The following is a 25,953-nucleotide window of genomic DNA, read 5'->3' as shown; positions in this document are numbered from 1 at the left end:
ACATTCTACAAACGTTTACAAAAATGAGGTAAGCCACGTATGAAATCGCAGGCTAAAGCGGTGGTGATTGGAGGAGGCGTGGTAGGCGTAAGTACGCTCTATCATTTAGCGAAAAAAGGCTGGAGTGATGTCGTTCTCATCGAACGCAAGGAGCTTACCTCAGGTTCTACATGGCATGCGGCAGGTTTACTGCCACTTTTTAATATGAGTTATTCAGTCGGTAAACTCCATCAATACTCAGTCAAGTTTTATCAAGAGCTTGAGCAAGAAACGGGTTTATCGGTAGGTTTCAGTAAGGTGTCCAATATTCGTCTTGCCTGTACTCAAGATCGTATGGACGAATACTTGTATTACACCGGTGTAGCGCAAACGGTAGGCGTAGATGTTAAATTTCTGACTCCCGATGAAGTCAAAGCCATTTGGCCTTTATGCAATACCGAAGGTTTACTCGGTGCAATTCAGCATCCCGAAGATGGCTATATCCAACCCAACGATTTAACCACTGCTCTAGCGAAAGGGGCACGGGCACGCGGTGCAGAAATTTATCGACAAACCTGCGTAACGGCAATTGAGCAATTAGAGGATGGGCACTGGCTGGTCAAAACCGATAAAGGCGATATTACTTGCGAGCATGTGATTTCCTGTACCGGTAGCTTTGCGCGTAAGACCGGTGAAATGGTTGGTCTAGATATTCCGGTAATTCCGGTGGAGCACCAATTCATTGTCACAGAACCACATCCAGCGATTTTAGAACGTAAAAAACAAGGCTTACCCGAGCAAGGTGTACTGCGTGAATCGGATGCCGGTTATTACCTGCGCGAAGAAGCGGGCGGCTTATTACTCGGTCCTTATGAGAAAGGTGCGCCTTGTTGTTATGTGGATGGCCCTGCCCCTGATTGCGAAAACGAATTATTCCAAGAAGATTTAGAGCGCTTAATGCCGCATATTGAAGCCTGCATTAATCGTGTACCCGCTTTCGGTGAAGTGGGCATTAAGTATGTCTACAATGGCGCTATTCCTTATACGCCCGATGGGAGTCCAATGGTTGGCCCTGCTTGGGGCTTGAAGAATTTCTGGCTGAATGAAGGTCACAGTTTTGGCATTACCGCCGCAGGTGGTGCTGGCTGGCAATTAGCTGAGTGGATTGTGGACGGCGAACCAACAGTGGATATGATGGGCGTTGACCCTCGTCGCTTTGGCCCCTATGCCGCACGCGGTTATTTGCGCATTAAAAACGAAGAAACCTATCGCAATGTCTTCACTGTGCACTATCCGAATGAAGAACGCCCTGATGCGCGCCCTTTAAAAACCACACCGTGCTATAGCCGTATGGAAGCATTGGGCGCAGTGTTTGGGCAAACTTTCGGTTGGGAACGCCCGCAATGGTTTGTGCCAAAAGATTATCAACTTTCTGCCGACCAACTTAAAACCGATGCTGTATTGCTGAATGAAAATCATGGCGCACCCTTAGCGGATGGCCGTATTGTCGAAAAATACTCATTCCGCCGTTCCAATTATTTTGAGTTTGTGGGACAAGAGTGCCGCCATGTGATGGAAAAAGTCGGCATTTTGGACATGAGTGCCTTCGCCAAATACGAAGTCAGCGGTAAAGGTGCGGAAGCTTGGTTGGAGTATTTATTCGCAAATAAAATTCCACAAACCATTGGCCGTATTGGTCTTTGCCACATGCTCACTAAACATGGTGGGGTACGTGCCGAATTCACTGTCTATAAAACTGGCAAGCAAGCTTACTACTTAGTGGGAGCAGGTGCTTTTGAGCGTCATGATTTCGATTACTTAGAGAAATTATGCCCCAACGATGGCAGCGTAAAACTACAAAAAGTTACGACCCAATATGGCGTGTTAGTCATTGCAGGCCCCCGTTCACGCGAATTATTGCAAAAAATCACCGATACCGATTTATCGAACGCTAACTTCAAATGGCTCACCGGCAAGAAAATTAATGTAGGGGCAGCCTACGCTCATGCGTTACGGGTTAATTTCGTGGGTGAGTTGGGTTGGGAACTGCATCACCCTATTGAAATGCAAAATTACATTTTCGATCAGGTTATGAAAGCAGGTGAGGCGTTTGATATTAAACCCTTCGGCATTCGTGCCATGGACTCCTTGCGTTTAGAAAAATCCTACCGTCTGATTCCACGCGAAATGTCGATTGAATATTCAGCGATTGAATCGGGTTTGGATCGTTTTGTGCGCCTAGATAAACCGGACTTTATTGGTAAACAAGGCTTATTGGATTGGCAAGCACGCGGCTTCAAAAATACCTTCGTAACGCTGGAAGTGCATAATGTGACTGATACGGATGCCCGTGGTTCTGAAGCAATTTATCACCAAGGCCAATTGGTAGGGCGAGCTACGTCCGGCGGTTATGGTTGGCGCATTGGTAAATCCTTAGCCTTAGGCTTAGTGGATCCAGCCTATGCCAAGCAAGGCACCCAGTTAGAGATCGTGATTTTAGGTAAGACCTACCCTGCCACCGTATTGGAGGAGTCTCCTTATGATCCTAATAATGAGAAGTTGCGTGCATGAATCCAATCATTTTAGATGGTAAAAAAGTTGCGGAGTCCATCTATACGGCGTTGCGGCCTCGTGCCGCTGCTTTAGTGGAAAAATTGGGCTTCACGCCCGTCTTAGCGACTATTGTCGTAGGCGATGACTATGCTTCACATACCTATGTGAAGATGAAAGCGAGTGCCTGCAAAAAAGCAGGTCTTGATTCACGGATTATTACACTGCCTAGCGCGACTACGACTGAGCAATTGATTGCTGAAATTGAAGCTCTGAATGCGGACAAAACCGTAGCAGGCATTTTATTACAGCATCCGGTACCTGAGCATATTGATGAGCCAGCCTGTTTTAATGCGATTGATCCCCGCAAAGACAGCGATGGTGTTAATTTGCTTTCTTTTGCACGCAATGCCATGGGGCAATCGGCCTTTGGCTGTGCAACGCCGCAAGGCATTATGGATTTGTTGGAGTACTATCACATTGAGGTTGCGGGTAAATTAGTGGTAGTGATTGGCCGCAGTGCGATTGTTGGCAAACCGTTAGCGATGATGATGCTGAATAAAAATGCCACGGTGATGATTTGCCACTCCAAAACCCAGAACATTAAGCAATTGACCCAACAAGCCGATATTCTTTGTGTTGGTATTGGTCGTCCTGAACATGTTGATGAAACGTGGGTCAAATCAGGTGTGGTGCTGGTTGATGCGGGTTATAACGAGGGCAATGTGGGCGATACAGACATTGAACGCATTAAGGATAAAACTTCGGCTTATACACCGGTTCCGGGGGGTGTAGGGCCGATGACCATTGCCACACTGATTCGCCAAACGCTAGAAGCTGCCGAACATCATTGGACTTAATACCATGAGTGAACATCAATTTTCTGGGCGCTTCACCTTTGAAGAGCTAACCAAGGAAGAAACACCGCTGCGTATTTTGCAGTCCACCATGCACGAAATGGGCTCCAATGGCTTAACCAATCTTACGACCAAAAATATTAGCCAGCGCGCTAATCTCTCTACCGGTATTATTCACCATTACTTTGATACCAAAGATAATTTAGTTTATGCCGCGTATGTGTATCTGGTGAAAGACTTACATCAATGTTCGCTTGAGGTAGGACGTACCGAAAACGATCCCAAAAAGCGTTTATTGGCGATGATTCGCATGAACTTTTCTGCTACGCATATCTCACAGGAGGCACGCAATATATGGCCGCAGTTTTGGGCACATGCCGCTTATGATGCCCGTATTGAACGCTTACTACGTGCCTACTACAGCCGTTGCCATAGCAATCTCACCTACAATTTCAGGCAACTCATCAGCGATCCTCAGAACGCTAAAATGGCTGCCAATATGTTATTAGCGAGTATTCACGGCGTGTGGTTTTTCCATCGCTTTAATGCGATCCCAAGTGAGCCTGAACAAGCTATAGCTATGTTAGTAGCACAATTGGAGTCATTATTGGCGACTTATCAAGAGCATTAAACTAAGTGCAAGCCCATCGACGAATGTTTTTATGAGCTATCATGCTAGGCACACCAGCCAGTTTAAATACTTGTGTGTATCAGATACGACCAAGTCCAAGAGTGGGCTAGACGTTATAGAGTAAAACAAATATTTCATAACGCGAAATATATTTGCCCTATTTGCAAAGACCTTTGTTTTAATGTAAAAAGATAGTTAGTTAAATAGAACTAAGGTGTATTATGGTTAAGTGTAAAAAACTAATTTTAATAATTAGCTTAGTTAGTGCTTCTTTGGCTCAAACAGCATATTCCGCCCCCTATCCACAGTCAGTTTATACTATTCCACCACACTACAATGACGGTTGTCTTAAATACAATCAACCTTGTGACCCAGGTTTTGTAAAACCAAGGCCACCACAACCACCACGTTATGCACCACGACCACAACCACCACGTTATGCACCACGACCACAACCGCCACGTTATCCTCGATCAGTTTTTACTATTCCACCACGCTACAACGATAATTGCTTGAAATATAATCAACCTTGTTAGTAATGTTTAATTGATAGATAGAAAAATGATGGCTGATGGCTTTCGTAGTTTTCAAGGCATGACTTGAAAATTCATAAATAATAGACCTCTTGCGAAAGTGGTTAGGTAGTGATCATGCGATTGACAAAACCAGCGATCAATCTCAACCGTAGCTCAAAACGCCGTCGTCCCCGATAAACCCCTTTGAGTAGACGAAACACTTTCAAACCATGAATGCAGCGCTCCACCTTAATCCGTACACGGGCTAAACGTCGATTAAAAGCCTATTGTTTAGGTTCAAGCACCGCGTATTTCAGCTTCTTAAACGGCCATATCACACTACTGTCGTCGATACTCCAACCTTGATAGCCCACACAGTGAGCCAAGAGATCGGCGGATGCGTTTCAGGTTCGGGCGTCGACGGGAACTGATTCTCTCAGCTTAAGCTCGGGCGGCCTGAGCGTTTCTTCGCCGATTCCGCTTGGGCTAACACCTTTACCAGCTCGGTGAACAACGCTTAGTCTATTCCCACGTTCCGGCGAAATGCTGAGGGGATAGGGCTTCTAGGGATTCGTAGTTCATACTACTAGGATAATCTGTTAGCTTATTTTCGCAAGAGGTCTACTGCTTGTACATACAGCAATCGCTTAAGGGTTTTGTAACTAACGGATATAGCTGAATTTGTTAAATTTTTACACAGGGAAATCAATCGTTATAATTCAAATAGGTAAGTGCTTCAAGCGATTGCCCTGTGTTTGTACATGCGCCTCTTACTCATAGACCCCCCAATTTAGGTTGGTTTATCCTATTTCAATGTGCCAGTTTTTATTAGGCCAGCCCCCCCCTCACTTCCATACGAACCACATAACACCGTTATCCTTACTCCTAGAGCTTCATAAGATATAAACAAACATAGATCCAATAAGCTAAGGCAAACTACCACTTTGGCTGCGCTGTAATTGCCTTTTAAAAAATTGATTAGTGAGGCCAATAACGATCAATGGGCAGCTCGAAAGCAATATATGCCCTCTAAACCAGAAGGATAGTACTAAGCCTACAGCAGTTAACATAATCAACACTAGCGAGTAATGACGGATATCACCTTGCCTTGAAAAATCAACTATCCCCACAAAGCCTGCTTTTGATGCAAAAGTGGTAACTATACCGACTACGAGCATACATAAAAAAATGCCGCTCTCTTTTAACTTATTGAGTATTTCCAAAAATCCGATCTGATTGGTGAGAACTGCGATGCCTCCCAATATGAAATAGACATTAATACTAACCACAAGCCTATTCAGTGGTTCGCCACGCGTGAAAAATAATAATAGTACTAGTTGTAAGATGGCTGCAGCACCTGCCCACATGAAAGCATTTAACCAATCGCCCGCTTGTGGTGCACCACTGTGGAAGGCGACTTTAAGAAAAACCGTCAGTGGAAAAAACTGTAGTAAAAACTTTAGAATGCTAGAAATCCTTTTCATACAATGCCCGTTTGTTGTTTCTCAATAGCCAGTGACCATAGTATTCAACACCGTTTATCGAGTGACATAACCGCGTCTACCCACCACTCCAATCCTGACCGAAAATCTGCTCTAGAAAAAAATCAACCGATTTTAGACGCCATGACAAGCGGTTTTAGGTGAAAAAGAAAGTACTTAGCCCCTTCCTACCGTGACCTATTCTAACTAATGTCCCAAGCCATTAGCTGCTTTAGCAGCACTAACCGTAATAGGCTAGCGCTGCTTTGAACGATGCTGCTTCAACTACACCATCAGAAAAATAATTTCACCTTCGCTTCCTGACGGTATTTATGCAGCAAAGGCTCCGTATAACCATTCGGTTGTTCGCGCCCTTTGAACACTAAATCGCAAGCCGCTTTAAACGCAATACTCTTCTCGAAGTTGCCGGATATTTTGGTATAAGTCGGATCATTGGCATTTTGCGCATCAACTTTGGCCGCCATCTGCTTGAATGCATCCATGACTTGCGCTTCGGTACAAATACCGTGATACAGCCAGTTACACATATGCTGGCTAGAAATACGCAAGGTCGCACGATCCTCCATCAAGCCCACATCATTAATATCTGGCACTTTCGAACAACCGACACCTTGATTAACCCAACGCACTACATAGCCCAAAATACCTTGGGCATTATTTTCCAACTCTTGCTGGATTTCGGTAGCACTCCAATTCGGATGCGTAGCAACTGGCACGCTTAAAATATCATCTATATTGGCACGTTGACGGCTTTTCAGTTCATCTTGACGCTTGAAAACATCGACTTTGTGATAATGCAAAGCATGTAAAGTCGCAGCCGTAGGAGAAGGAACCCATGCGGTATTAGCGCCCGCTAACGGATGGCCGATTTTAGTCGAGAGCATATTCGCCATTTGATCTGGAATCGCCCACATACCCTTCCCGATTTGCGCACGACCTTGTAGGCCACAAGCCAAGCCAATATCAACATTGGAATCTTCGTAGGCTTTGATCCAGGCAGCTGCTTTCATATCGCCTTTGCGAATCATCGCGCCCGCTTCCATCGAGGTATGAATTTCATCGCCCGTTCTGTCTAAGAAACCGGTATTGATGAACACAACTCGCTCTTTTGCGGCACGAATACATTCTTTCAAGTTAATCGTGGTGCGACGCTCTTCATCCATGATGCCCACTTTCAGTGTATTGCGCGCCAAGCCTAATGCGTCTTCAATGCGTCCAAATAATTCATTCGTAAAAGCGACTTCTTCAGGGCCATGCATTTTCGGCTTCACAATATACACTGAGCCAGTGCGAGTATTTTTCGCGCTGGTATTGCCCTTGAGATTGTGTATCGCAATCATCGAGGTCAAATACCCATCCATAATCCCTTCCGGAATTTCTTGGCCGTCTTGGTCGAGAATGGCTGGATTAGTCATCAAGTGACCCACATTGCGCACGAATAATAAACTCCGGCCATGCAAGGTCAAGGTGCCGCCCTGTGCTGCGGTGTATTCACGATCTGGATTCATCGCACGGGTGAAAGTTTTGCCACCTTTGCTGACTTCTTCTTTTAAATCGCCCTTCATTAAACCGAGCCAATTGCTATAGATCAGCACCTTGTCCACATCGTCGACCGCTGCAACTGAATCTTCGCAATCCATAATGGTGGTCAGTGCAGCTTCCATCAAAATATCATTCACACCCGCCGCATCACTGCTACCAATCGTGCCAGCGCGATTGATTTGTAACTCAAAGTGCAAACCATTGTTTTTTAACAAAACTGCACTTGGACTAGTTGCTTCACCTTTATAACCCACCAATTTTTCTGGCTGTTTTAAACCGACCTTCGCGCCATCTTTTAGCGTGACTTGTAGCGCACCATTCGCGACTGCATAGCTGGTCGCATCCTTATGGGAACCAGACGCGAGCGGCGCTGCCTCATCTAAGAAATGACGTGCAAATTCAATGACCTTGGCACCACGTATAGGATTATACGCTTTACCGGCGTCTGCACCCTCGCTGGAAGGAATGGCATCGGTACCATAAAGCGCATCGTATAAACTGCCCCAACGTGCATTCGCTGCATTCAACGCAAAGCGTGCATTCATCACTGGCACGACCAATTGTGGGCCAGCGGTAGTCGCAATTTCGGTATCGACATTCTCAGTGCTAATGGAAAAATCCGCGCCTTCTGGCAACAAATAGCCAATTTCTTGTAAGAAAGCTTTATAAGCCGCGAAATCAAATTGTCCTTTATGCTGTACATGCCAAGCATCAATTTTGCTTTGCAAAACATCACGTTTAGCCAGTAATTCACGATTCCGTGGCGCTAAATCATTCACGATGCGCTCTAGCCCAGCCCAAAATACTGCAGGCTCTACTCCCGTTCCGGGCAGTGCCTGCTGATTGACGAAATTATGCAGAAGTGTTGACACTTGGAGACTGCCGACCTGAATTCTATCGCTCATGGCGTATATTCCTTAAACAAATGAACGGGATTGTCGACATTGTAGCGTATAACCTCAGCCGAACTAAACTGAAAATACAAGGAGTATCTAAATTGGATTATTTCCGCCTCTCCTGTATTTGCGGCTTCTCAAAGCCACACCACAGTGGACTTGGCATACTCGGCGTTTTTGAAAGATCGAGCCGATTTATGCAAGCTATTTTTGAGCGCTTACAACGCCTGCCAAGCGGGGCGTATTTTGTATTGACCGGCTTCGTAGGTATGGTGCTTAGCATTTTACTCATCACGGGCTGGTATCAGGAAGACAAACTTATTAGTCGAAATCATTAATTTACGCCCCGAAGTCGTCCCGAATCTTGTTATTGAACATAGTAATGATAAGGTTCAAGAAAAAATTATGGTGACCCAAATTCGGCCTAAGGAAGTACGCGTTATCGCCCTAAACCACCAACCCGGCCTAGGCTATAGTGTCAAGGCTAGACTGGATGGCGAAGACCTAGATGTTTGTGTTGGCAAAACCTCAAAACAATGGCTCAATCAAATTTTTCTCAAAAAAGAGGGTATTTCTAGTCGCGATTGAGCGATCAAACCTGCACCGTTTCTGCACTAAAATCTGCAAGTTCTCCACAGCCAGCCCCTTAAATTTGCAAGCGCCTCTGACACGCTAAACATATGACTCTAACGGAGAGATATGTAATGCAACGCTATCGTTTTGCGCTAAAACTCGCTTTAATTTTTGGGATTATTATTCTGCTCTTATTACCACAAGCGTTATTAATGGGCTTGATTAGTGAACGTGCCGGTTGGCGTAATGAAGCTTATGGCAGCATTGCCCAAAGCTGGCCGGGGCCACAAACCTTGGCAGGCCCGCTCGTGATGATCCCTTATACCTTGACCTACAACGTTACTGAAACCTTAAAAGACGCGAATGGTAATGAACGCCAAGTCACGAAAGAAGTAAAAGAACGTCAAGCTCTCCCCATTATTCCTAAACAACTCAAGGCTCAAAGCCAGTTAGACAGCAGCTTGCGCTATCGGGGCATTTATCAGGTGCCGGTTTATAGTAATCAACTACAAATTGCGGGTCAGTTTGAAACCCAAGCCTTATTGGATTTATTGGCCAATACGAAAGACAAGGCCATTACACTTGAGCCCCCATTTTTAAGTGTATTGGTGCGGGATCAGCGCGGTATTGCTTCTATACCCGTTCTGACATGGGGTGGACAAGCATTAGCGTTTAAACCGAGCTCTAATATAGCGAATGCCTCTGCCGGCATGAACGCCAAATTACCTGAATTTAAGACGGATACTAATCAAAGCTTTGATTTTAGTTTTAAGCTGGAATTACGTGGGATGGCTGATATGAACTACGCGTTATTAGCGGAAAATAGCGAAGTGACCATGAGTTCCAATTGGCAGCATCCCAAATTCAGCGGCGAATTATTACCGGAACAGCGCACTATTAACGAGAAAGGCTTTACAGCGACTTGGCGCACCTCCTCTTTCTCTTACAATGTCCAAACGGCCTTGGATGCTGCGAAACAAGGTGACTATAGCCAGCTAATGAGCCGTGCCATAGGCTTTGAACTATTGCAGCCCGTAGATGTGTATCAACAATCCGAGCGTAGCATTAAGTACGCCTTCTTATTCATTGTTCTGACCTTCACGGTGTTGATTGTATTCGAGCTGGTCAAAAAATTACGCATTCATCCGGTACAATATGTATTAGTGGGCTTGGCGTTGACCGTATTTTATTTACTACTCATTTCCTTGTCTGAGCATATTAATTTCTTACTGGCTTATCTACTGGCAACAGCCGCAAGCACTGGCTTATTGACCCTCTATTTCAGTGCCATTTTGCACAATCGCCAATTGGGTTTGGCCTTAGGTGGTGGCTTGTTAGGCTTATACGCCTTGCTGTATATGATTTTGCAGGCTGAAGATAATGCCCTGCTCATGGGCAGCTTGTTAATCTTTACCGCCTTAGCAAGCTTAATGCTCTTAACCCGTCATTTCGACTGGTATGCTTTAACCGCGATGGAAGAATTAGCAAAACCGCATAAGACGCCTCACACACAGGAGATAGAAAACCAAAAGTCGACCCTAGCCCATCAGGAGTAGAGGAAATAGCTTTACATTAGAAAAATCTAATATTATTATATTCACATACTCAAGAAATCGACTGATACTCAGACTAGGAGAACCGGATTATGAAATTACAAGCACTCACTTTCGCAGCCTTAATCGCTTTCGCTGGCGCTGCTTCTGCTGAATTTTTTGACAATGGCAATATGAATGGCAATGGCGTTGGCAACGGTGCGATGAATAGCACGGCCAATGGTCAAGGCTACGGCACTGGCGCAGGTGACATGAGCGGTTGGGGTCGTGGAACCGGTGATGCAGACGGCGAAGTTGATTTCCAAATCAGCTTCAAAGGCAAAGGCAAAACGAATGCCAACATGGATGGCGCAGGCCGTGGCAATGGCAACACTAACTGGTACGGCAATGGTCAAGGTAATGGCTATGGCAACGGTTATGGTAATGTGGCCAACATGATGCAAGGTGCTAACCAGAACGGCTACAATCCTTATGGCTATTATATGCCACAAAGCGGCATGATGCCTGCTCCAATGCCTTTAGCGATGGCACCAGCAGGCCAAATGCCAATGCCAGCAATGCCTGTAGCACCGACTGCACAAGCTCCAGCAGCTACACCAGCGGCTCCAGCAGCACAAACACCAGCACCAGTTGCTAAACCGGTTCAATAAGCTTCAGACATCCTTGTAAATCGTCTTAAAAGCGGCTGCTATACAGGCCGCTTTTTTTTCGTGTAAGCTTCAGCGTGCCTCGTATCAATAGGATGGAACCATGAAGCAACGTTTTGGATTAGGATTTTTTTTTATAGTATGTCTAGGGCTTATTAGCGTCTCAGCCCAAGCCGCTGAACGTATTTATTTACTCGCGGGTCAATCTAATATGATGGGCAAGGGACGTACCCATGAATTGCCAGCCGCTTATAAAACGACCCCTGCTAATGTCACCTTTTATTATCAAGGCCGCCCGCGTGCTTTAGCCAAATTTGCTTCCTTTGGTCCTGAAGTTGTGTTTGCTCACGAAGTAGCGCGTGCCTTTCCCCACGATCAGCACATTATTATTAAATTAGCTGCGACCGGTAGCTCGATTACACAATGGCAACCCGGCAAAGGTCTCTACAAAAGCTTGTTGCGCCAAATGAATTTTTCATTGCCCGAGGATCATGCACCGGTGACGGCCATCTTATGGATGCAAGGTGAAAGTGATGCGCGTAATGCTGCCCAAGCTAATCAATATGCGCCACTCCTGAGCCGCTTTATTCAAGCACTCCGTCAAGATACTGACTCACCGAATAGTTTATTTATTCTAGGCAAAGTTAATCCTGAAGTACCTAATGCTTTTCCCATGCTGGCTAAAGTACAAGCTAGCCAACGGCTCATTCAGCAAAATACCCCGCGTACCCTCATGATCACGACGGATGGCTTATCCAAACTGCAAGATCAGCTGCATTATGATGCACAAGGCCAGATGGAATTAGGCCGCCGCTTCGCCCAAGCTTATATTAGTCACGCCCGCTAAGGAGTTGGCCTACCACCATGCTGGAGTCTTTGCTGCGCGTATTCGGAATCATTTTCCCTGTTTTTGCTTGTTCGGCAGTGGGTGTTTTTTATGGCTGGCGCTTTCGCCCTGACATGAGCACCATTAACCAGCTCAATATGCAAATATTTGCCCCTTTATTAATTTTCTGGGCACTCATGGATAAACCTTTCGACTTTAGCGGCTATTGGGGTCTAGCCTTAGGTGGTAGCGCTGTGGTACTAGGCTCCGGTTTAATACTTTGGCCCATCGCTGCTTTATTGAAAATAAACCTAAAAACGTTTTTACCGCCCATGATGTTTAATAACTCTGGGAATATGGGTATTCCTTTGGTTTTATTTGCGTTCGGCGAAGATATGCTGCAAGCGGCTGTGGTTTTATTCATCATTGAAATGATACTTCATTTTACTATCGGCCTATATATCCTTGACCCACATACCTCCTTGTTGCGTTTACTCAAAATGCCGATGATTTTGGCAGCGATAGTGGGTATTTTTTTTAGCGCAATTCATATAAGCCTTCCTGCCCCTATCGCCAATACCGTAAAGCTCATGGGGCAAGTCAGTATTCCTTTGTTATTGTTTTCACTCGGTGTACGCTTATTGGATATTAATTTCAAAGACTGGCAATTGGGCGTGTTTGGTGCAATTGCAGGGCCAGCAGCAGGCTTATTAATAGCTTGGTTATTATTACCAGCATTACAATTAAGTGCTATTCAAAGTGCAGTATTATTAATTTTTGCCGCCTTGCCGCCAGCCGTTTTAAATGTCTTGGTGGCTGAACAATATAAACAAGAACCCGAACGCGTTGCCTCGCTCGTTATGCTGGGCAATCTGGGTAGTTTAGTGATTATCCCGATAACGCTATGGTATGCCTTAAGCTTGATTCCCTAAGCTAAACCGCAATAATCACATGAATTTCAATGGGCAAGCTTGAACCATCGTTAAGAATCAGCACACCCTGAATCACCGGCTCTGTCGTATCTAGATGCAAGCCACGCGCAACCAGTTGCGTGCCTTCCAACACCACAGGCCGCCAGTGATTATCATATTGCAGCGCCAATACCTTATCAGGGTAGTCACGAGACTCACCCAAAAATACCATATCACGAGCAGGAAAAGGATAATGTTCATCGACTAAGCGCGGCATACGATCCGCAATACCACGTACCGAGCGTAGTTCATGATGACGCCCAAGCAAAGGAGCCGCTTCAGAACTCAGTTCTTGCAAATCTTGCCAAGGTTTTGTCAGCTCAATTTGCTCAGCATGACGCGAACGCTGGAATCGTTGATTAAGCCATGCGCTCATGCGCTGGTACCATGAAGGTGTTGCAGACCAAAGCACATTAGGCTTGGCATTATGAGCCTTCGCTCGTGCAGGCGACGACGCCTCAAAGACTACTTCTGTCTCTTGGCTTGGGACAAGATATAATGTCGTTTTATGTCCCTGTTTTGTTGAAGTCAGCATTCGGTTCTTCCTTTTACCCCAAGTTCAAGAATCCGATAAATTGTATGTGGCAAATCTTGCTCGGTTTTCCAATGACAGATTTGTTACAGTCAATCATCCAATAGGCAAACGAATTTGCTGAGCCAAACCGTGACTAATGATTTTGTATCTCCGATAAAAAGCTCACAGGGCAAGCTTTTCGAGATAAATGGCGAAAAGTAATATGAAATAAAAAAAGGCCGAATAAATCGGCCTATAAAATATATCTGCATCGGGAGATGAGCAGATTTTTTGAAGCAACACTGAAATAGTCTAAAAACGGCGTGAACTAGGACTAGCCGAACTAGCAATAGGGTTACGTGCACTTTCACTTTGCTGAATCGTATTTTCCAACTGCTCCAGTTGACGCACAATTTGTTGGCTCACCGCATACAAACGGTTTTGCGCATCAGAACCAGCATTTAATACCCGCGCTGCACTGGAGGCGGCTGGTCTAGAAGGTGCTGTTGGTGCATTTTGAGGAGTGGGGCGATTTAAAATATCACGCAAACGCACACCAGCAGGCGGCAATCTAACTTGCATAAACCATCTCCTAGACACTCAAATAAAACATTCTGTAAGACCATTAGTGCTAACAATGTTTTTGTAGATTACTAATGGTGTAATTTAATTCTTCGTCAGCAATCTGAGCACTTTGATCAATGCTCACTGAACTTGGATAACCTAATTCCTCATCGTAATTAGCTTCGATGAAGTCCGCGTTATTCTCATAGGCGGTTTGTAATTGCTCAAAACGCTCTTCGATAGTCAATAAACCATCACGCACATAGACAGGTACAGGTTCACCGGTATCAGCATAAGCGGCATCAATAATACGCCCATTGCGCTCAATCACATTCATGGCCCGCGTATACTCGCTTGGACAACGGCAACTCAGTTGGGTGGTATAGCTTATCTCGCCACGCCCGACATCGGTCTTATGCCATTTTTCAGAAGCCTCTATAAAAGCTTGGGGTAATTCAGCATGTGCTCTTAAATAATTGACATCTTGCTCGTTTAAGGTTTTACGGCGAATTTCCCCGCCAGTAATACCACCATTAACAATCGCGACATCACCGACACTTAAACTACCATTGCGATTCGTATCAATCACACTAATACTTAAAGGCGCACTCGGTGAAAATCCCATCAAGCGTTTTAATTTATCTTGCTGGCTAGCTGATATATCCAAAAATTGGGGCGGGCGCTGGTTCGGATTCTCGCCCAAACGCGCAATCCACTGTTGTGCCAACTGAAAAATGCCGCGCGCAACGGGTGATCTGGTTAAAGGTTCTGAAGACATGGTAGATGAACTAAAATCCGCCGTTGATCCACGTTGGGTTAAAGTGCGCTCTTGTTGAACCCGCATCGTTGAGACCGGAGGGCGGCTTATTTTAGCACTCTCGACCATAGGAAATTCTCTCGTAAAAATGAAACCAATCTGGTTTTGTTTATAGTTAACTTATACTTAAGCAGATAAGATTTGTCATTTTCCCATACCTTGCTGCTTAATACTCTCTTTCCGAGGATCATGCTATGTGACGGCATTTGATGCACAGTGCTTTCGGGATAAGTGAGCTAATTTTGTAGATATAAATTCATTTCTGAATAAACTAGACCAATAGTCCTATTAAAAAAACCAGCCTGCAAGGATGCGTCATGCCACAACAAACCAAGCCGTTGCACACTAAAAAAAAGCAAACGAAAACGCGCAACACTTCCACTAGCTCAGTCCCCGCTCGCCTAAACGCAACAATGCCTACGGCAACCAATCATGGTGATCCCAGATTGGCAGTCAGTATTAAAGCAATGGATTTGCGTTATGCGACTTGTCCCATCCTTTGTGGCCATTATGCTTCCGATGCCATTGCAGGCGCAGAGCGACAGATTGATCTTCATATATTGCAAGGCGCACTCAGTCAGTATGAGCGTTTAGGGATTTACGCGGGTGAGTTGGGTACGAGTAACTTAATTCTCCAAGCAGATCCCCCACCCGCTGGTCAACAACGTTGTGGCGCTTTAATTGTCGGTTTAGGTGAGTGGAGTGAAATCACGGCACAGGCCATTAGTGAGACGGTTCGCGATGCGGTTTTATACTATTTACTACAATGCAGTTTACTGCCGCCTGCTGAAAAAACCACACAGCAGCTCACCCTCCATAGCTTATTGATTGGGCATAACTCGACCACGCATATTACCATTGAGGCATCTCTCGAAGCGATTGTGCGCGGCGTCGCTGAAGCCAATCAACAATATCGCTATAACCGCCTCGCGCACCAACCAGAACGCTTGATTAGCCATGTAGAGTTTATTGAGCTTTTTTTAGATACAGCGATGAATGCTGCTTATGCCTTGCGTCAATTACCGAAACGCTTAGAGCGCGACCAACAACGCTTGCAATTTCAGCTTGAACCAGCTAGTGAATTGGTGTTGGGACAAGGTTGGCGCCAACGCTTGGGAGAGCGTAGCTTGGGGGGAGGTTATTGGCCGCGCCTCATGATCAATAATGCAGCGCCAAACGATGAAACGCTGGGCATTCCAAACACGGAACACGCGTTGGAATTACCTGCCCAACGCCTACGCTATGTTTATCTTTCTGAACGCGCGCGCGCTGAAGCCTTAGTGCAACAACGCCAGCCTGGCTTAATGGAAGCCTTAATTCGTGAGGCCATTCGCCAAGAGATGTATAACCAAGACATGGCCCGCACTTTATTCCAGTTAATGATTCCACTGGATTTCAAAGCCTCACTGCGCCAAACCGACCGCCTATTACTGGCTTTAGATGGTTATACGGCGGCTTTGCCGTGGGAAATGCTGCAAATCGATGAAGAACCCTTAGTCCTCAAAATGGCGTTGGTACGCCAATTAATTTCCACACGTTATCGCAAAACGATTACGGCAAGTCCCTACCGAAATGCGTGTGTGATTGGTAATCCTTCTACCGCAGGATTTTATAAACAATTTCCAGATAATGCACCGGCGACTCTAACGCTCGATCAAGGCTTAGTCTCATTAGTTGGAGCAGCGAAAGAAGCGCGTGAAGTTGCGATGGTCTTACGAGAGGCTAACTATGAGGTAGTGGAGTTGATTCCCAGTGATGAGGAGCAAGACTCGCGTCATACCGCAGTGGAAGTATTTAATGCTCTATTTCGCCAGCCCTACCGTATTTTGATGATCGCGGCGCATGGCGATATTAATTTGCAAGGACGAGACGGACTCGCTCGTACAGGTGTCATTCTATCCGATGGCGTCTTACTGACTGCCGCTGAAATCAGTCAAATGGAAACCGTACCTGATCTGGTTTTCTTGAACTGTTGCCATTTAGCGAAGCTTGATCCCACGCCACTCAATACCGCGTTCAATCAACTTGCTTATAGTCTAGCGCGTGAATTGATTGAAATGGGAGTACGTTGCGTGGTTGCAGCGGGTTGGGCAGTGGATGACGATGCAGCCTGCTTATTTTCCACCACTTTTTTCACCGAATTTGCCACCAATAATGTGAGCTTTGGACGTGCTTTATGGTTAGCACGGCAAAAAACCTATGAAAAATACCCGCGCGTTAATACGTGGGGCGCTTATCAAGCTTACGGTGATCCGAACTATGTGCTGGATCCCAATCGTGAGCCCGTCAAATCGAATACCAATTGGTCGCCCGTCGCCCCCATAGAATTGCAGGATCGCTTGAAAAGCTTGGAAAGTGAACTACAAAACCAAGAATCAGCCTTCACCATCGACACGTTAGAAGATAATTTGAAAAGCTTACTCAGCCAAGCACCTGATACTTGGCTTACGGAGCCCGGAGTTCAATACCGTCTAGCCCGTTTGTATGGATCACTCTTGCCTGAAGGTTTTGATCGGGCTGAGGCCGCTTATCAAGCCGCCCTAAATGGAGCTGATCAGAATGATGTCCTGCCCTTCGAAGTGTTGGAATGGTGGGCCACTTTGGAAGCACGCCAAGCAGCGTTATTAGTTCAAGCTGCACAAGCAAATCCAAGTCATGATTCCAGCTTCGAACCCGCCGCTTTGTGTAAAAAAGCCAAAGCCTTATTAGAATCCGCCATGCTGCGTATTAAGACTTTGATGGAGCTTAGTAAAACTAGCTCAAACCGCGAAACCTCCGACAGCAAACAAAGGCGCAGCACTTTATTAAAAACGTGGCAAGAACAACAACAGCAAATGAATATGATTTGTAAAACCTAGCAATTGAGCCGCACAAGATGCTGTTATTACGGCATTTTTTTGCAGAAAACATGCTGATAACGCGCTAGCGAGCGCCACGGTTCACGCTGCGAATAGCGGCGCTCTAGCAGCAGTAAGTCTTCAATAGGCATTGCTTGGCGCACTTTGGGATAAGCATAATCATAAAAGCAGCGCACGCCCGACCACGTTAATAATTCTAGCTTTAAATCGGGTAACCAACTTAACACTTCACTCGGAATGCAGGGTGAAATCGGCGCTAAGCCACGTTGACCATCACTAGCGATAGTATCTTCCAAAATCGGCCTAAAATTACCCGATAACAGATGGCGCATCTCAGTCGAATACTGATTAAAAAACATCAATGACAACCAGCCATGGGGTTTCAGCAAGCTTATTAGTTGCTGCAAAGTTTCATAAGGCTCGGCTAACCACTCCAGCACGGCGTGTAATACAATGCCATCAAATTGTGGCAAAGGCTGTTGAGTGACCAAATCCTGAATGCTCGCCTTTTGTAAAAGAATGCGCTCCGCTTGCCCTGATGCGGCTATGCATTCCCGAGCCTCTTCAAGCATATCTAGGGATGGCTCGGCAAGTACCACTTGATGACCTAATTCAGCTAACCAAAGCGACATTTGTCCAAGCCCACCGCCTGCATCAAGCACTTGCATCGCTGTTGGATAAGTGGTGGCACTTAGTTGGCTGAGTATGTCATCTTGAACAATGCTCAGGCGAATTTGTCCGCGTGGATCGCCACTGTATATCCGGTCTCGGAAACGTTTTGACAGACCATCGAAAAAGCGATCTTGTTTCATCGTATACGTCTCCCTGCGAATTGGCCTGTAGATGCTATAAATAGCGTATGAATAAAGTCAAGCAAGCTCTCAACAGCACCAACTTAGTCCGCCAAACACATGATTTGGACACTAATTTATTGCCCGATAAAACAATTTTGGTCTATGAAGTAGCTAAGGTTCAACACAGCGCTCAAACTAAAAGCTTAGGCACTGAATCCTCGTTGACGCTTATGGAGCAATCGCAAGCAGCCTTTACTGCCAACAGACAATTGCGTAAAGCACGCTATCAACTGGCATTCATTTTATTAGGCTTATCGATTAGTGCAGGCGCTATGTGGCATTACAGCACCCATAGCTTGCAAACTCTAGCGCCAACACCACCTTTACCTGCACCTGTGTCTGTCCCTGTGCCGGAGGATTCTACCGTTGCATCGAGCGTTTTGCTGGATGTTGCGGATACAAAGCTTGAAAACAGTGTCATTGTCCCCGCAACCGTTCAGAGAGAACCCAATCTTGAACCACCTGCGTATAGTCTCAGTCAAACGACCAACCCTAGTCTACTCAGCACGCGAGAGATACAAGACCCTGTCGCTATCAAGCCAAGTGCAACGAACGCCGAGAAGCCAACACCCGCAACCAAAACGCTTAGTCACAAACAATCGACTGCCCCGAACCCAGTCGTCACTAAGCTCACATCACCCCCTACTACCGCTAAATCCATGGAGGAAAGTGCGACGATGGAACCGTTAACTGCCTTAGCTGACGCTACGGATCCACCTGAAAAAAACCTAGCCTTAGCACCAATGAATCAACCCCCAGAACCGGATGCTCCTAGTGAGGCCGCGATTTTGGCAGAAGAAAAACACGCCAATATAACCCCTGTTGAGGGTATACCTGTAATACCGGTTATTCCCCAGCAAGCGATGCCCTTGATTCAACATACCTTGCCCACGCCAGTTTATCCCGTGACGGTTGATCCGCCACCCTTAGTTTCATGGGATTTCTCACAGGACGATGCGGCTTCCCTGTCCACTGACTCAGCTAAGCCTGAGCAGGCAAAACCACCCACTCAACCCAATCACAAGACAACAACTATGACTGCTAGTCAACGCAAAACACAACAACCCACGGCAAATCGTATGAGCAAAGAAGAACTGCTGCGTCGTGCGAGAACGGCCATTGAACGCGGTAGCTTGAATGAGACCCCAGGCATGGGCGCACTTTATTATCTGCGCTTACTAGAAAGGCTGGAACCAAATCATCCACAAATAGCTATTTTAGTGCGTGACATTGTGCAGCAATATCACAAACAAGCCCGTCGTGACTTAACACGCCGCGAAAACCGCCGTGCTGCACAACAACTTTGGATGGCTAGCCGTATCATTAAAGAATTTAACTTGGTAGAGTTGAATAAAACGCAACAAATACTCGAACATAGACTCGGCAATGAATACACCAAACGCTAAGCAATTTAAAAACATTGTAATTTTAACGGGCGCAGGCATTTCTGCAGAATCCGGCATTCAAACGTTTCGAGCTTCGGATGGCTTATGGCACAACCATCGTATTGAAGATGTCGCCTCGCCTGAGGGTTTTAAACGCAATCCCAGTTTAGTACATGAATTTTATAATGCGCGCCGTCAACAATTACACGACCCACATTTAAAACCCAATGCTGCACACTTTGCCCTAGCCGAATTAGAAAAAAAATTTCAAGGCAAAGTTCTCGTAGTCACGCAAAATGTGGATAACTTGCACGAACGCGCTGGCAGCCAAGCTTTATTACATATGCATGGCGAATTAAATAAAGTGCGCTGTGTTAAAAGCCAGAAAGTTTTTCCACAAACGGAAGCGATTTCCATTCATTCTGTCTGTGCTTGTTGTCATAGTGCCGGTAATTTGCGCCCTGATATTGTATGGTTTGGCGAAATGCCGATGTATATGGATGAAATTTATGAGGCGCTAACTCAGTGCGATTTATTCGTCGCCATTGGCACCTCAGGGCATGTGTATCCAGCTGCAGGATTCGTGCAAATCGCGGGTGAGCAAGGCGCTCATACTGTCGAATTGAACCTTGAACCCTCAGCGGTGGGTAGTAATTTCCACGAAGCCTATTATGGTTTAGCAAGCCAAGTCGTACCTCAGTATATAGCTAAGCTCTTGAACCAAACGCTATAAATCCCTATGCTTTAAGTTCGTGAAGTGTAGCGTTTCTGCTACACTTAATTCATTGCCTTAGCTGATAGGATATTTATGGATATTGGTGATCTGCGGAATGAATACACCCGCGATGGCCTACAACGTGCCACACTAGCCACAGACCCTTTCGAGCAATTCGAACGTTGGTTTGCGCAAGCCTCTCAGGCGCATATTCATGAAGTAAACGCGATGCAAGTTGCTACTGTGGGCGCAGATGGCAAACCGAGTTTACGCACCGTACTGCTTAAGGCATTTGATCGTAATGGTTTTGTGTTTTATACCAATTATCACAGCCAAAAGGCGAAACAGCTTGACGCCAATCCGCAGATAGCCGCTTTGTTTTTTTGGAAAGAGCTAGAGCGTCAAGTTGAAATTACAGGGTGCGTAGAAAAAGTTTCTAGCTTAGAGTCGTTAAAATATTTCACGAGCCGCCCACGCGGCAGCCAATTGGGTGCATGGGTTTCTGCGCAAAGCTCCATCATTAGCTCTCGCTCTTTGCTGGAGGCTAAGTTAGAAGAAGTGAAACGCAAATTCAGCCAAGGCGAGATACCACTGCCCGATTTTTGGGGTGGTTTTCGTATTATTCCGGCAAAAGTGGAATTTTGGCAGGGCCGCCCCAATCGTTTACATGATCGTTTTGAATACAGCCTTCAGACTGACGGTCAATGGGAAATTGCTCGTTTAGCGCCGTAATGCGATAGACTAGCCTAACTCTGACCCCTAGCATTTAAATGAGCGTGACTTATGCGAACTGCTGATCTTAAAGCGCTTGCCTTATTCTGCATGATAGTTTTATTGACAGCTTGTAGCCAAGCAGAAGACCTAGTCAACAACCCCGGCGCTGATTTACGCTTTACAGTTAAAGAATTCAAAAAACAAGGCGGCAAAAACTGCAAAGATGAACCAGCAGAAGCAGCAAAAGATGCTTTGCCTTCGGATAATCTCTGCGCGCGCGTCAAATTTATCTATCCGGAAGCAAGTTCGGCACTTAATCCTAAGTTAGCCACCCAACTCAATACTTATATTTTGACCCAACTGTTAGACCAAATAGATGATGGGGAAGATGCCGAAGTAGAAAATGCGACCTCCGCCAAAACACTTGAGCAATTCGCCGACCAATTTATTCAAGAATATCAGCAAGAGCCGAATAATTTTAGTAATTGGGAATTAGAGCGTTCCGCAACTGTGATTTATAAAACCAAAACACTCTTAAGTTTATCCTTTGATGAATATGGTTTTGCCGGGGGAGCACACCCTTTTAATGGAAGTCGCTATACCGTCATCAACCTTAAAACAGTTCAACCCGTGCAATTAATGGAATTGCTCACTGCTAATTTTGAATCAGCACTTAATGTTGAAGGAGAAAAGGTTTTTCGCGAAGTGCGTGATCTAGCCGATACCGACGATTTAGAAGAAAAAGGCTTTTCTTTCGAGAATAATGTATTTCGTCTCAATAATAATTTTGCTGTCACTGAAGAAGGCTTAAGATTTTTCTTTAATAGTTATGAAATTGCTCCCTATGCGGTAGGACCAACGGAAATTAATATCCCTTACGATAATATTAAAGCACTTATTCATCCCCAAGGGGAATTAGCCGAGATGGCGCATTAACGATGCCAAGACCCGATTTACCGCTAGGCTTTGTACGACTCAGCGAGTTCGTGCCTAGTATTCTGTTGGATATCAAATACTACAGCAGTGATAACTTTATGGGTAAACCTGCCGATGGCTATCAAGCGCCCGAAGCTATTATTTCATTGCCAGCCGCACAAGCTTTAAAAAAAGTACAAAAGAGCCTAGAAGAAATCGACTTAAGTTTAAAAATTTTTGATGCTTATCGCCCCAAGCGAGCAGTGGAACATTTTCTACGCTGGGAAAAAGAGGTTGAAAATCCGCATTTAGCTCAACGTTTTTATCCTGATTTCAAAAAGCATGAATTATTCGAGCGCGGTTATATTGCGAGTCGCTCTAGTCATACGCGCGGCAGTACCTTAGATTTAAGCTTGATAGCTAAAACGAATCAGACTTGGCAAGAATTAGATATGGGGAGTGAGTTTGATTTTTTCGGAGCAGCCTCTGCCTATGAATATAAAGAGGCCACAGCCACGCAACGTGCCAACCGTCTATTATTACGCACTTTAATGGAACGCTTTGGTTTTAAAGGCTTTGCGTTGGAGTGGTGGCATTTTACCCTCCAGAACGAGCCTTATCCCAATCAATATTTCGATTTTCCAGTCACTTAAAGACGTTGCAAATTCGCATAAGCCAACACTAACCACTTGCGTCCTGCCGCTTTGAAGTTTACCTCTACGCGTGCTTGACTGCCTGAACCTTCAGCATCAATGATCACACCTTCGCCGAATTTAGCGTGACTGACACGCTGCCCAATGGTATAGCCACTTTCCGTTTGGCTGCCAATTTTGGGTTTAGCCGTAGTCGTCTGAGCAGTACGCAGGCTTGGTGCATAACTGGTTTGGTAAGTCTTAACTTTGGGACGCACTTCATTAATCAAAGCATCAGGCAATTCACGCAGAAAACGCGACGGTGCACTAAAACGTGTTTGCCCATGTAATTGGCGTTGCTCCGCATAACTGATCACTAATTGTTGCTCAGCACGGGTAATCCCAACATAACAAAGCCGACGCTCTTCTTCCAAACGACTTGGCTCATCCGCCGACATTTGATGGGGGAATAGTCCTTCTTCCAGACCTGCCAAAAACACCAAAGGAAACTCTAAACCTTTGGCAGAATGCAGGGTCATCATCTGCACACAATCCTCGCCCGCCTCGCCTTGTCCCTCACCCGCCTCCAAGGCAGCATGAGCCAAAAACGCTGACAAGGGATCCATCTCCGGTGCATTGTCATCGCGCACCTGCAAATAGCTATGGGCGGCACTGACTAATTCGTTCAAGTTATCCACGCGCGCCTGACCTGCTTCGCCTTTTTCTTTGCTCAGATAATGTTCGCGCAAAGTGGCTAACGCAATAATCGCATCGACTTGCTCCGCTAAGGGTAAACCGTGAATCTCTTCCGCCATTTGCTTGATTAAGCGTACAAATCCAGCCAAGGCTGTATTGGCGCGCGCTGTAAATTCGCCCGACTGCAAAGCATCGACAGTCACTTCCCACATAGAGCGACGCTCAGTACGTGCCTGTTGGCGCAAGGTATCTACAGTGCGCTCACCAATACCACGGGGCGGATGATTCACAATGCGCTCGAATGAAGCATCGTCAGCCGAATTCGTTACCAAGCGTAAATACGCCAACGCATCTTTAATTTCAGCGCGTTCAAAGAAACGCAAACCGCCATAAACCCGATAAGGAATACGCTGCTCATTAAAAGTAGTTTCAAATACGCGTGATTGCGCATTGGAGCGGTATAAAATCGCCACCTCTTCACGCCGATTACCATGATCAACCCATTGCTTAATACGTCCAGCAATATAACGCGCTTCATCTAACTCATTAAAAGCAGAATACAAATCAATCGGCTCACCTTCGCCACTCGCCGTCCATAATTGCTTACCGAGGCGCTTGCGGTTGTGGTCAATCAAGGCATTAGCGGCCTGCAAAATATTGCCTGTGGAACGATAATTTTGCTCCAAACGAATAATGGCGCTAGCGAAATCGCGGGTAAAATTTTGAATATTCTCGATTTTTGCACCACGCCAGCCATAAATCGACTGGTCATCATCACCAACGGCAAAAACAGGATTTTCCTCACCCGCAATCAAACGTAGCCACGCATATTGCAGGGCATTGGTATCCTGAAACTCGTCCACTAAAATATGGCGGAAACGGCGCCGATAATGGGCTTGTAGCTCAGCGTTATCGCGCAGCAATTCTAATGAACGTAATAATAATTCGGCAAAATCGACCACACCGCTGCGCTGGCATTGCTCTTCGTATTGACGATAAATACGGATTAATTGTTCTTGTGCTTCATCCCCACGACTGTCGAGATGCTTCGCGCGTGCCCCTTCATCCTTACGTGCATTAATAAAATTAGCAATTTGACGCGGTGGCCAGCGCGTTTCATCTAAATCGAGGGATTTGAGAATGCGCTTAATCAGGCGAATTTGGTCTTCAGAATCCAGAATTTGGAAAGTCTGTGGCAAATTGGCTTCGCGCCAATGCAAACGCAATAAACGATGTGCCAAGCCATGGAAAGTTCCTACCCATAATCCACCCACCGGCATACCCAGTAGATCGTGAATCCGGCCGCGCATTTCTGCCGCCGCTTTATTGGTGAACGTCACTGCCAATACACTCAAAGGCGAAATGCCTTCGACCTGCAAAAGCCATGCAATACGATGCACCAACACGCGCGTTTTACCGCTACCTGCCCCCGCCAATACTAAAACTGATTGAGGTGGTGCAGAAACAGCTTCACGCTGCGGCACATTTAAACTATCTAAAAGGGCTGCTTTACTCATGGCGCAATTGTAACGGAAAAGCGCCGAGGCTTCATTGCCCAAAAATGTGGGCTAGCTCAGTTTCAGTAAGCAATCGCCACTCACCTGCCGCTAATTGCGCATCTAAGGCTAAGTTGCCAATTTGTTCACGGTGAAGTTTGACCACATGATTCCCTACCGCTGCTAACATGCGTTTCACTTGATGATATTTACCTTCGTGAATTGTTAAGCGCACTTGCTGATTGGGTAAGATTTTTACATTCGACGCTGAAACGACAGCGGTTTCGCCGTGCAATAACACACCTTGCTCTAATTGCTGTGCTGCCTCAGGGCTAAGCGTTTCTGCCAATGTGGCTAGGTAAGTTTTCGGCACATGGTGTTTAGGCGAGCTAATACGATGCGACCAGTCGCCATCATTAGTAATTAAAATAAGGCCAGTCGTATCTTTATCAAGCCGCCCCACCACATGCAAAGTGTGGCGGTGTGGATGCTTAATCAAGTCTAACACGGTGCGCTGTGCAGCATCTTCGGTGGCACTAATGACGCCTGCTGGTTTATGCAGCATAAGATAAATCGCCTGAGGCAAGGTCAGGCTTTCATCATCCAAACTCACCGTGGCCTGAGGATCAATATGCGTGGCAGGCTTATTAATCGGCTGACCGCCTACTTGAACACGTCCCCAACGAATCAGTTTTTGTGCTTCCGAGCGTGATAAACCCGTGGCTTGGCTAATAAACTGATCTAAGCGCAC

General features: G+C 45.9%; 23 protein-coding genes and 1 pseudogene. 15 read left to right on the top strand and 9 right to left on the bottom strand.

Annotated features, from left to right (window positions below; translation table 11 throughout):
- The first annotated feature begins 39 nt into the window (after nucleotides 1–39).
- Genes A3IE_RS0106470 through betI form a run of 3 tightly spaced genes read left to right on the top strand, consistent with a single transcriptional unit; the run spans nucleotide 40 to nucleotide 4,017 of the window.
- Nucleotides 40–2,550, top strand: coding sequence for a GcvT family protein (locus A3IE_RS0106470; protein ID WP_020394789.1), 2,511 nt, complete (start codon nucleotides 40–42; stop codon nucleotides 2,548–2,550).
- The gene (locus A3IE_RS0106465) at nucleotides 2,547–3,389 is read left to right on the top strand and encodes a bifunctional 5,10-methylenetetrahydrofolate dehydrogenase/5,10-methenyltetrahydrofolate cyclohydrolase (RefSeq protein ID WP_020394788.1); all 843 of its coding nucleotides are present in this window, start codon (nucleotides 2,547–2,549) and stop codon (nucleotides 3,387–3,389) included. Before A3IE_RS0106470 ends, A3IE_RS0106465 begins: the two co-directional genes overlap by 4 nt.
- A gap of 4 nt (nucleotides 3,390–3,393) precedes the next feature.
- Nucleotides 3,394–4,017, top strand: coding sequence for a transcriptional regulator BetI (gene betI / locus A3IE_RS0106460; RefSeq protein WP_020394787.1), 624 nt, complete (start codon nucleotides 3,394–3,396; stop codon nucleotides 4,015–4,017).
- A 637-nt stretch (nucleotides 4,018–4,654) separates the two neighbouring features.
- On the opposite strand, the pseudogene A3IE_RS23375 reads toward betI, so the two are convergent.
- The 3 genes and pseudogenes from A3IE_RS23375 to A3IE_RS0106445 all read right to left on the bottom strand — a co-directional run.
- Nucleotides 4,655–4,801 (bottom strand): annotated as a pseudogene (locus tag A3IE_RS23375) (IS5/IS1182 family transposase); the annotation flags it as partial.
- Nucleotides 4,802–5,458: 657 nt separating this feature from the next.
- Nucleotides 5,459–6,016, bottom strand: coding sequence for a hypothetical protein (locus tag A3IE_RS0106450; RefSeq protein WP_020394785.1), 558 nt, complete (start codon nucleotides 6,014–6,016; stop codon nucleotides 5,459–5,461).
- Nucleotides 6,017–6,306: 290 nt separating this feature from the next.
- Entirely contained in the window at nucleotides 6,307–8,481 is a 2,175-nt protein-coding gene (locus tag A3IE_RS0106445) for a malate synthase G (RefSeq protein WP_020394784.1), read from the bottom strand.
- 188 nt (nucleotides 8,482–8,669) lie between these two features.
- Here A3IE_RS0106445 and A3IE_RS22815 point away from each other — a divergent pair, with 188 nt between their 5' ends.
- The 6 genes from A3IE_RS22815 to A3IE_RS0106415 all read left to right on the top strand — a co-directional run bounded on the left by A3IE_RS22815 (nucleotide 8,670) and on the right by A3IE_RS0106415 (nucleotide 13,003).
- Nucleotides 8,670–8,810: a hypothetical protein gene (locus A3IE_RS22815; protein ID WP_020394783.1), complete on the top strand. Its 141-nt coding sequence runs from the start codon at nucleotides 8,670–8,672 to the stop codon at nucleotides 8,808–8,810.
- Nucleotides 8,811–8,877: 67 nt separating this feature from the next.
- Nucleotides 8,878–9,060: a hypothetical protein gene (locus A3IE_RS0106435; RefSeq protein WP_020394782.1), complete on the top strand. Its 183-nt coding sequence runs from the start codon at nucleotides 8,878–8,880 to the stop codon at nucleotides 9,058–9,060.
- Nucleotides 9,061–9,176: 116 nt separating this feature from the next.
- Nucleotides 9,177–10,601, top strand: coding sequence for a cell envelope integrity protein CreD (gene creD / locus A3IE_RS0106430; protein ID WP_020394781.1), 1,425 nt, complete (start codon nucleotides 9,177–9,179; stop codon nucleotides 10,599–10,601).
- Between the two features lie 89 nt (nucleotides 10,602–10,690).
- Nucleotides 10,691–11,248 (top strand): hypothetical protein, encoded by a 558-nt coding sequence (locus A3IE_RS20070; RefSeq protein WP_020394780.1) that lies wholly within the window; start codon nucleotides 10,691–10,693, stop codon nucleotides 11,246–11,248.
- 100 nt (nucleotides 11,249–11,348) lie between these two features.
- A complete protein-coding gene (locus A3IE_RS0106420; RefSeq protein WP_020394779.1) occupies nucleotides 11,349–12,092 on the top strand; it encodes a sialate O-acetylesterase in 744 nt (247 codons plus the stop codon).
- A gap of 17 nt (nucleotides 12,093–12,109) precedes the next feature.
- Nucleotides 12,110–13,003 (top strand): AEC family transporter, encoded by an 894-nt coding sequence (locus A3IE_RS0106415; RefSeq protein WP_020394778.1) that lies wholly within the window; start codon nucleotides 12,110–12,112, stop codon nucleotides 13,001–13,003.
- A 1-nt stretch (nucleotide 13,004) separates the two neighbouring features.
- Here the strand turns inward: A3IE_RS0106415 and A3IE_RS0106410 are convergent, their stop codons facing one another.
- From A3IE_RS0106410 to A3IE_RS20065, 3 genes are all read right to left on the bottom strand, one after another.
- Entirely contained in the window at nucleotides 13,005–13,577 is a 573-nt protein-coding gene (locus A3IE_RS0106410; RefSeq protein ID WP_020394777.1) for a hypothetical protein, read from the bottom strand.
- Nucleotides 13,578–13,868: 291 nt separating this feature from the next.
- Nucleotides 13,869–14,138, bottom strand: a complete 270-nt coding sequence (locus A3IE_RS0106405) for a hypothetical protein (protein ID WP_020394776.1) — start codon at nucleotides 14,136–14,138, stop codon at nucleotides 13,869–13,871.
- A gap of 49 nt (nucleotides 14,139–14,187) precedes the next feature.
- Entirely contained in the window at nucleotides 14,188–15,006 is an 819-nt protein-coding gene (locus A3IE_RS20065) for a DUF6174 domain-containing protein (RefSeq protein ID WP_157832844.1), read from the bottom strand.
- A gap of 248 nt (nucleotides 15,007–15,254) precedes the next feature.
- On the opposite strand from A3IE_RS20065, the gene A3IE_RS20060 reads away from it, so the two are divergent.
- Nucleotides 15,255–17,795 carry a CHAT domain-containing protein gene (locus A3IE_RS20060; RefSeq protein ID WP_020394774.1) on the top strand — a complete coding sequence of 847 codons (2,541 nt, stop codon included), beginning with the start codon at nucleotides 15,255–15,257 and terminating at the stop codon, nucleotides 17,793–17,795.
- A gap of 26 nt (nucleotides 17,796–17,821) precedes the next feature.
- On the opposite strand, the gene A3IE_RS0106390 is transcribed toward A3IE_RS20060, so the two are convergent.
- The gene (locus A3IE_RS0106390) at nucleotides 17,822–18,607 is read right to left on the bottom strand and encodes a methyltransferase domain-containing protein (protein WP_020394773.1); all 786 of its coding nucleotides are present in this window, start codon (nucleotides 18,605–18,607) and stop codon (nucleotides 17,822–17,824) included.
- Nucleotides 18,608–18,654: 47 nt separating this feature from the next.
- Between A3IE_RS0106390 and A3IE_RS0106385 the strand changes: the two genes are divergently transcribed.
- From A3IE_RS0106385 to A3IE_RS0106365, 5 genes are all read left to right on the top strand, one after another.
- Nucleotides 18,655–20,055 (top strand): hypothetical protein, encoded by a 1,401-nt coding sequence (locus tag A3IE_RS0106385; RefSeq protein ID WP_020394772.1) that lies wholly within the window; start codon nucleotides 18,655–18,657, stop codon nucleotides 20,053–20,055.
- The gene (gene cobB / locus A3IE_RS0106380; RefSeq protein ID WP_020394771.1) at nucleotides 20,036–20,767 is read left to right on the top strand and encodes a Sir2 family NAD+-dependent deacetylase; all 732 of its coding nucleotides are present in this window, start codon (nucleotides 20,036–20,038) and stop codon (nucleotides 20,765–20,767) included. The genes A3IE_RS0106385 and cobB overlap by 20 nt, the downstream gene beginning before the upstream one ends.
- A 75-nt stretch (nucleotides 20,768–20,842) precedes the next feature.
- Nucleotides 20,843–21,481: a pyridoxamine 5'-phosphate oxidase gene (gene pdxH, locus A3IE_RS0106375; protein ID WP_020394770.1), complete on the top strand. Its 639-nt coding sequence runs from the start codon at nucleotides 20,843–20,845 to the stop codon at nucleotides 21,479–21,481.
- Nucleotides 21,482–21,532: 51 nt separating this feature from the next.
- Complete coding sequence (locus tag A3IE_RS0106370; RefSeq protein WP_020394769.1) at nucleotides 21,533–22,399, top strand: DUF3298 and DUF4163 domain-containing protein; 867 nt, start codon at nucleotides 21,533–21,535, stop codon at nucleotides 22,397–22,399.
- Nucleotides 22,400–22,401: 2 nt separating this feature from the next.
- Entirely contained in the window at nucleotides 22,402–23,031 is a 630-nt protein-coding gene (locus A3IE_RS0106365; protein WP_020394768.1) for a M15 family metallopeptidase, read from the top strand.
- On the opposite strand, the gene uvrD is transcribed toward A3IE_RS0106365, so the two are convergent.
- Nucleotides 23,028–25,223: a DNA helicase II gene (gene uvrD / locus A3IE_RS0106360; protein WP_026154818.1), complete on the bottom strand. Its 2,196-nt coding sequence runs from the start codon at nucleotides 25,221–25,223 to the stop codon at nucleotides 23,028–23,030. The genes A3IE_RS0106365 and uvrD overlap by 4 nt on opposite strands.
- Nucleotides 25,224–25,254: 31 nt before the next feature.
- Nucleotides 25,255–25,953, bottom strand: a complete 699-nt coding sequence (locus A3IE_RS0106355) for a pseudouridine synthase (protein ID WP_020394766.1) — start codon at nucleotides 25,951–25,953, stop codon at nucleotides 25,255–25,257.

Origin of the sequence: Thiolinea disciformis DSM 14473 (assembly GCF_000371925.1) — a bacterium.
Taxonomy (GTDB): domain Bacteria; phylum Pseudomonadota; class Gammaproteobacteria; order Thiotrichales; family Thiotrichaceae; genus Thiolinea; species Thiolinea disciformis.
This window is presented reverse-complemented; position numbering and strand designations above follow the sequence as displayed.

Excerpts from the sequence above, each read along its gene's own strand:
- A3IE_RS0106470 (WP_020394789.1), top strand. The coding sequence starts at position 40 with ATGAAATCGCAGGCTAAAGCGGTGGTGATTGGAGGAGGCGTGGTAGGC.
- A3IE_RS0106465 (WP_020394788.1), top strand. The coding sequence starts at position 2,547 with ATGAATCCAATCATTTTAGATGGTAAAAAAGTTGCGGAGTCCATCTAT.
- betI (WP_020394787.1), top strand. The coding sequence starts at position 3,394 with ATGAGTGAACATCAATTTTCTGGGCGCTTCACCTTTGAAGAGCTAACC.
- A3IE_RS0106450 (WP_020394785.1), bottom strand. The coding sequence starts at position 6,016 with ATGAAAAGGATTTCTAGCATTCTAAAGTTTTTACTACAGTTTTTTCCA.
- A3IE_RS0106445 (WP_020394784.1), bottom strand. The coding sequence starts at position 8,481 with ATGAGCGATAGAATTCAGGTCGGCAGTCTCCAAGTGTCAACACTTCTG.
- A3IE_RS22815 (WP_020394783.1), top strand. The coding sequence starts at position 8,670 with ATGCAAGCTATTTTTGAGCGCTTACAACGCCTGCCAAGCGGGGCGTAT.
- A3IE_RS0106435 (WP_020394782.1), top strand. The coding sequence starts at position 8,878 with ATGGTGACCCAAATTCGGCCTAAGGAAGTACGCGTTATCGCCCTAAAC.
- creD (WP_020394781.1), top strand. The coding sequence starts at position 9,177 with ATGCAACGCTATCGTTTTGCGCTAAAACTCGCTTTAATTTTTGGGATT.
- A3IE_RS20070 (WP_020394780.1), top strand. The coding sequence starts at position 10,691 with ATGAAATTACAAGCACTCACTTTCGCAGCCTTAATCGCTTTCGCTGGC.
- A3IE_RS0106420 (WP_020394779.1), top strand. The coding sequence starts at position 11,349 with ATGAAGCAACGTTTTGGATTAGGATTTTTTTTTATAGTATGTCTAGGG.
- A3IE_RS0106415 (WP_020394778.1), top strand. The coding sequence starts at position 12,110 with ATGCTGGAGTCTTTGCTGCGCGTATTCGGAATCATTTTCCCTGTTTTT.
- A3IE_RS0106410 (WP_020394777.1), bottom strand. The coding sequence starts at position 13,577 with ATGCTGACTTCAACAAAACAGGGACATAAAACGACATTATATCTTGTC.
- A3IE_RS0106405 (WP_020394776.1), bottom strand. The coding sequence starts at position 14,138 with ATGCAAGTTAGATTGCCGCCTGCTGGTGTGCGTTTGCGTGATATTTTA.
- A3IE_RS20065 (WP_157832844.1), bottom strand. The coding sequence starts at position 15,006 with ATGGTCGAGAGTGCTAAAATAAGCCGCCCTCCGGTCTCAACGATGCGG.
- A3IE_RS20060 (WP_020394774.1), top strand. The coding sequence starts at position 15,255 with ATGCCACAACAAACCAAGCCGTTGCACACTAAAAAAAAGCAAACGAAA.
- A3IE_RS0106390 (WP_020394773.1), bottom strand. The coding sequence starts at position 18,607 with ATGAAACAAGATCGCTTTTTCGATGGTCTGTCAAAACGTTTCCGAGAC.
- A3IE_RS0106385 (WP_020394772.1), top strand. The coding sequence starts at position 18,655 with ATGAATAAAGTCAAGCAAGCTCTCAACAGCACCAACTTAGTCCGCCAA.
- cobB (WP_020394771.1), top strand. The coding sequence starts at position 20,036 with ATGAATACACCAAACGCTAAGCAATTTAAAAACATTGTAATTTTAACG.
- pdxH (WP_020394770.1), top strand. The coding sequence starts at position 20,843 with ATGGATATTGGTGATCTGCGGAATGAATACACCCGCGATGGCCTACAA.
- A3IE_RS0106370 (WP_020394769.1), top strand. The coding sequence starts at position 21,533 with ATGCGAACTGCTGATCTTAAAGCGCTTGCCTTATTCTGCATGATAGTT.
- A3IE_RS0106365 (WP_020394768.1), top strand. The coding sequence starts at position 22,402 with ATGCCAAGACCCGATTTACCGCTAGGCTTTGTACGACTCAGCGAGTTC.
- uvrD (WP_026154818.1), bottom strand. The coding sequence starts at position 25,223 with ATGAGTAAAGCAGCCCTTTTAGATAGTTTAAATGTGCCGCAGCGTGAA.